Origin of the sequence: Microbacterium sp. Kw_RZR3, from assembly GCF_029222405.1 — a bacterium.
Taxonomy (GTDB): domain Bacteria; phylum Actinomycetota; class Actinomycetes; order Actinomycetales; family Microbacteriaceae; genus Microbacterium.
Window position 1 is genome coordinate 1 of sequence record NZ_JARHXC010000306.1, and the last position, 4194, is coordinate 4194.

The 4194-nt window shown below is 69.0% G+C and carries 5 protein-coding genes; 4 read left to right on the plus strand and 1 reads right to left on the minus strand.

The genetic code is table 11. From position 1 onward, the window contains the following. Positions 1-107: 107 nt before the first annotated feature. Positions 108-740: a TetR/AcrR family transcriptional regulator gene (locus P2P98_RS17010; protein WP_058595711.1), complete on the minus strand. Its 633-nt coding sequence runs from the start codon at positions 738-740 to the stop codon at positions 108-110. 50 nt (positions 741-790) lie between these two features. Between P2P98_RS17010 and P2P98_RS17015 the strand changes: the two genes are divergently transcribed. The 4 genes from P2P98_RS17015 (at position 791) to nusB (ending at position 4186) form a co-directional block, all read left to right on the plus strand. After that, positions 791-2602: a sugar phosphate isomerase/epimerase and 4-hydroxyphenylpyruvate domain-containing protein gene (locus tag P2P98_RS17015; RefSeq protein ID WP_275801447.1), complete on the plus strand. Its 1812-nt coding sequence runs from the start codon at positions 791-793 to the stop codon at positions 2600-2602. Between the two features lie 13 nt (positions 2603-2615). Further along, entirely contained in the window at positions 2616-3074 is a 459-nt protein-coding gene (aroQ, locus tag P2P98_RS17020) for a type II 3-dehydroquinate dehydratase (protein WP_275801448.1), read from the plus strand. Between the two features lie 138 nt (positions 3075-3212). Continuing rightward, the gene (efp, locus tag P2P98_RS17025; RefSeq protein ID WP_013586614.1) at positions 3213-3773 is read left to right on the plus strand and encodes an elongation factor P; all 561 of its coding nucleotides are present in this window, start codon (positions 3213-3215) and stop codon (positions 3771-3773) included. 2 nt (positions 3774-3775) lie between these two features. Then, positions 3776-4186 carry a transcription antitermination factor NusB gene (nusB, locus tag P2P98_RS17030; protein WP_275801449.1) on the plus strand — a complete coding sequence of 137 codons (411 nt, stop codon included), beginning with the start codon at positions 3776-3778 and terminating at the stop codon, positions 4184-4186. Positions 4187-4194: the final 8 nt, after the last annotated feature.

Below are 4194 nucleotides of genomic sequence, written 5' to 3' on the forward strand. Positions count from 1 at the left end.
TCCGGGCCCCGCGAGCATCCCGGTGGCTTCGACAGGCTCAGCCACCTGTATCGCGAGGCCCCTGAGCTCGCCGAAGGGCCCGGGGGCCGGCGTGCCCCTCCGCGCGATCAGCGCGCGGGCGCGGTCAGCCAGCCGACCACCACGTCGCCGAGCGCGGCGCGCAGATGCGCGCGACGCTCGGGCGAGGCGAGGTCGACGTCGAAGAGGTGCCCGAAGGTGTACTGGTTCGCGACCTGGAACACGCAGTACGAGCTGATCACGAGGTGCACGTCGATCGCATCGACGTCGGAGCGGAAGACTCCGGCGGCACGCCCGCGCTCGAGGATCTCATCGAGAAGTCCCTTGGCCGGCTGCGAGAGCGTGCGCAGGCCCTCGATCTGACGGATGAACTCGCCGCGGTGGATGTTCTCGATCGCGACGAGTCGGATGAACGCCTCGTGACCGACATGGTGGTCGAAGGTCAACTCGGCCAGAGCGCGGATGGCATCCACGGGATCGGCGTGATCGACATCGATGGCGCGCTCCGCCTCGCGGATACCGCGATAGGCCTCCTCGAGGACGGCACGATAGAGGCCTTCTTTGCCGCCGAAGTAGTAATAGATCATCCGCTTGGTGGTGCGCGTGCGGGCGGCGATGTCGTCGACGCGGGCGCCGGAGAAGCCCTCTTCGGCGAAGACCTCGGTCGCGACGGCTAGCAGTTCGGATCGGGTGCGCTCGGCGTCTCTGCGTGCCTCGGCCATTCGGTCAGACTAGTGGACCCCGTTTGTACCAGATGGTACATTCAGCCGCCATGAGGACCTCGATCGCGACCGTCTGCATCAGCGGGACGCTCGCCGACAAACTCCACGCCTGCGCCGACGCCGGCTTCGACGGCGTGGAGATCTTCGAGCCGGACCTGCTCGCCGCCCCCGAGAGCCCCGAGGAGATCGCCGCACTCGCTCGACGGCTGGACCTCAGCCTCGACCTGTACCAGCCGATGCGCGACGTCGAGGGCGTCGACGAAGATGCGTTCGCCGCGGTGATGCGGCGCGCGGAGGCGAAGTTCCGTCTCATGCAGCGACTCGGCATGGACCTCGTGCTCTGCTGCAGTAACGTCGCCACCGCCACGGTGGACGACGACGCCGTCTCCGCCGACCAGCTGCGACGCCTCGGCGACCTGGCGGCGGGGTACGGCATCCGGCTCGCTTTCGAAGCCCTCGCGTGGGGACGCTTCGTCGACGATTACCGCCGCGCGTGGCGGATCGTCGAGCGCGCCGATCACCCTGCGGTGGGGGTGTGTCTGGACTCGTTCCACATCCTCTCGCGCGGGCATGACCTCGCGGAGATCGCCGACATCCCGGGCGAGAAGATCTTCTTCGTGCAACTGGCCGACGCTCCGCGGCTCAGCATGGACGTGCTGTCGTGGAGCCGCCACCACCGCCTGTTCCCGGGTGAAGGGGACTTCGACCTCGCCGACTTCGCCGCGCGCATCGTTCGAGCGGGATACACGGGACCGTGGTCGCTCGAGGTGTTCAACGACACCTTCCGGCAGACCGACGCCCGGCGCACCGCCCGGCACGCGCGACGTTCGCTGCGCTGGCTCGAAGACGCCGTGTCGCGGACCCTGCCGGACGCCCCGTCCGGTCTGCGGATGCTCCCGGATTCGGCGGCTCCCTCCGGCGTCGACTTCATCGAGGTCAAGGCCGAAGACACCTCGGCGATCGAAGAGCTGCTCGCGCAGCTCGGCTTCACCTCGCGCGGACGCCACCGCACGAAGCCGGTCACCCTCTGGACGGCGGGGGAGGCCCGCGTCATCCTCAATGAACAGCACGCTCGCGGGTGGGAACCGCGTCTCGCCGCGATCGGGCTCGAGGTCGACGACGCCGAGGCGGTCGATCTGCGCATGAGCGAGCTCGGCGTGCCGCGCGCCTACCGCCGCACGTACGCGACCGAGGAGCGCCTCGACGGTGCGGTCGCGCCCGACGGAACCGAGGTCTACTGGGCGCAGGCCGCCGACGAGGGAGAACCCGCCTGGGCCGCGGAGTTCGAGCACGGCGAGCCACGGCGCGATACCGCCATCACGGGTGTCGACCACGTGAGCCTGAGCCAACCGTGGGATGCCATCGAAGAGGCGACCCTGTTCTACACCGCGGGCTTCGCCCTCCGGGTCGACAGCGCGACCGAGGTGCCGGGTCCCCGGGGCCTCGTCGCCAGTCGCGTCCTCGTCGCGCCGGGTGGGGGAGTGCGCCTTCCGCTCAACGTCGCCCCGCCGATCCTCGCCGCCGAGCGGGCCGGCGCCGCGCTCCCTCAGCACGTCGCCTTCGCCTGCGACGACGTTCGCACCTTCGCTCGGAGCGCGCGCACGCGGGGCTTCTCGCCCCTCGAGATGCCCGCCAATTACTACGACGACATCGCCGCACGCTTCGACCTCAGCGCTGCCGACGTCGACGAGTTGCGCGAGCTCCACCTCGGCTACGACCAGGATGCCGCGGGCGAATACCTGCACTTCTACACGCGCACGATCGGCGAGGTGTTCTTCGAGTTCGTCGAGCGTGTCGACGCCTACGCGGGCTACGGAGCCGGTACCGCCCCCGTGCGCCTCACCGCGCAGGGACGGCGCTGATAGCGTGCCCGACATGACCACGCCCCGCCGCCTGCTGCTCGTCAACGGTCCGAACCTCAACCTGCTGGGCACGCGTCAGCCGGAGATCTATGGGCGCGAGACCCTCGCTGATGTCGAACGGGTCACTGCCGAAGCCGCCCAGCGCCACGGCATCGAGGTCCGGGCCCTGCAGAGCAACCACGAGGGCGTGCTCATCGACGCGATCCACGCCGCCCGTCTCGACTGCGCGGGCATCGTGATCAACGCCGGAGGGCTCACGCACACCTCCGTCGCGCTGCGCGACGCGCTGGCATCCGTCGCCCTCCCCGTCGCCGAGGTGCACATCTCGAACATCAAGGAGCGCGAGAGCTTCCGTCACTTCTCGTACATCGAAGACGTCGCAGCCGTGCACGTGATCGGCGAGGGCGTCCCGGGGTACGCGCGGGCCGTCCACCTGCTCGTCGACGTCATCAGCGGCCGCGCGGACGGCTGAGCGCGCCGCTGCCGGCTCGGGCGCGGACGTCTGGTTGCACCAGGTCGCCCGCGCCCGAGCACGGCATCGCGTAGACTCGACCGCTGGGTGTGCGCCAGAGCGCCGCCTCCCCTCACACGAAACGGAACACCGGCACTCATGGCATCCACCGCAGACATCAAGAACGGCGTCGTCCTCAGCATCGACGGTCAGCTCTGGAACGTCGTGGAGTTCCAGCACGTCAAGCCCGGCAAGGGTGGCGCGTTCGTCCGCACGAAGCTGAAGAACGTCATGAGCGGCAAGACCGTCGACCGCACGTTCAACGCCGGCGCCAAGGTCGACATCGAGAACGTCGACCGCCGCGACTTCACGTACCTGTACAACGACGGTGAGGGCTTCGTCTTCATGGACGTCGCCGACTACGACCAGATCACCGTGGGCGCTGCCACCGTCGGCGACGCCGCCAACTTCCTGCTCGAGAACCAGCAGGTGCAGATCGCGCTCAACAATGGCAACCCCCTCTACATCGAGCTCCCGCCGTCCGTCGTGCTCGAGGTCACCTACACCGAGCCCGGTCTGCAGGGCGACCGCTCGTCGGCCGGCACCAAGCCCGCCACCGTCGAGACCGGCTACGAGATGCAGGTTCCGCTGTTCCTCGAGACCGGCACGAAGATCAAGGTCGACACTCGCACCGGCGAGTACCTCGGCCGCATCAGCTGACCTTGTCCGCCCGTACCAAGGCGCGCAAGCGCGCTCTCGACATCCTCTTTCAGGCCGACGTCCGCGGCGAGGAACTGCCGATCATGCTGGCCACCGAGGCCAAGCGCGCGGCATCCGAGCCCGACCGTCAGGCCTCCTGGTTGTATGCCCGCGACATCGTCGACGGTGTGATCGACAACCGCGACGCGATCGACGAGCAGATCACCACGTTCGCGAAGGACTGGTCGCTGCAGCGCATGCCCGCCGTCGACCGCGCCCTGCTGCGCATCGGCACGTGGGAGATCCTGTACAACGACGAGGTGCCCACGGCCGTCGCGATCGACGAAGCGGTGGAGCTCGCGAAGGAGTTCTCGACCGACGACTCCGGCTCGTTCGTCCACGGCGTGCTGGCGCGGATCGCGCGCTCGTCCTGAGCCCTCGC

What these genes read in the sequence shown, in the direction of transcription:
- efp (WP_013586614.1), top strand. Translation starts at nt 3,213, where the DNA reads ATGGCATCCACCGCAGACATCAAGAACGGCGTCGTCCTCAGCATCGAC.
- aroQ (WP_275801448.1), top strand. Translation starts at nt 2,616, where the DNA reads ATGACCACGCCCCGCCGCCTGCTGCTCGTCAACGGTCCGAACCTCAAC.
- P2P98_RS17010 (WP_058595711.1), bottom strand. Translation starts at nt 740, where the DNA reads ATGGCCGAGGCACGCAGAGACGCCGAGCGCACCCGATCCGAACTGCTA.
- P2P98_RS17015 (WP_275801447.1), top strand. Translation starts at nt 791, where the DNA reads ATGAGGACCTCGATCGCGACCGTCTGCATCAGCGGGACGCTCGCCGAC.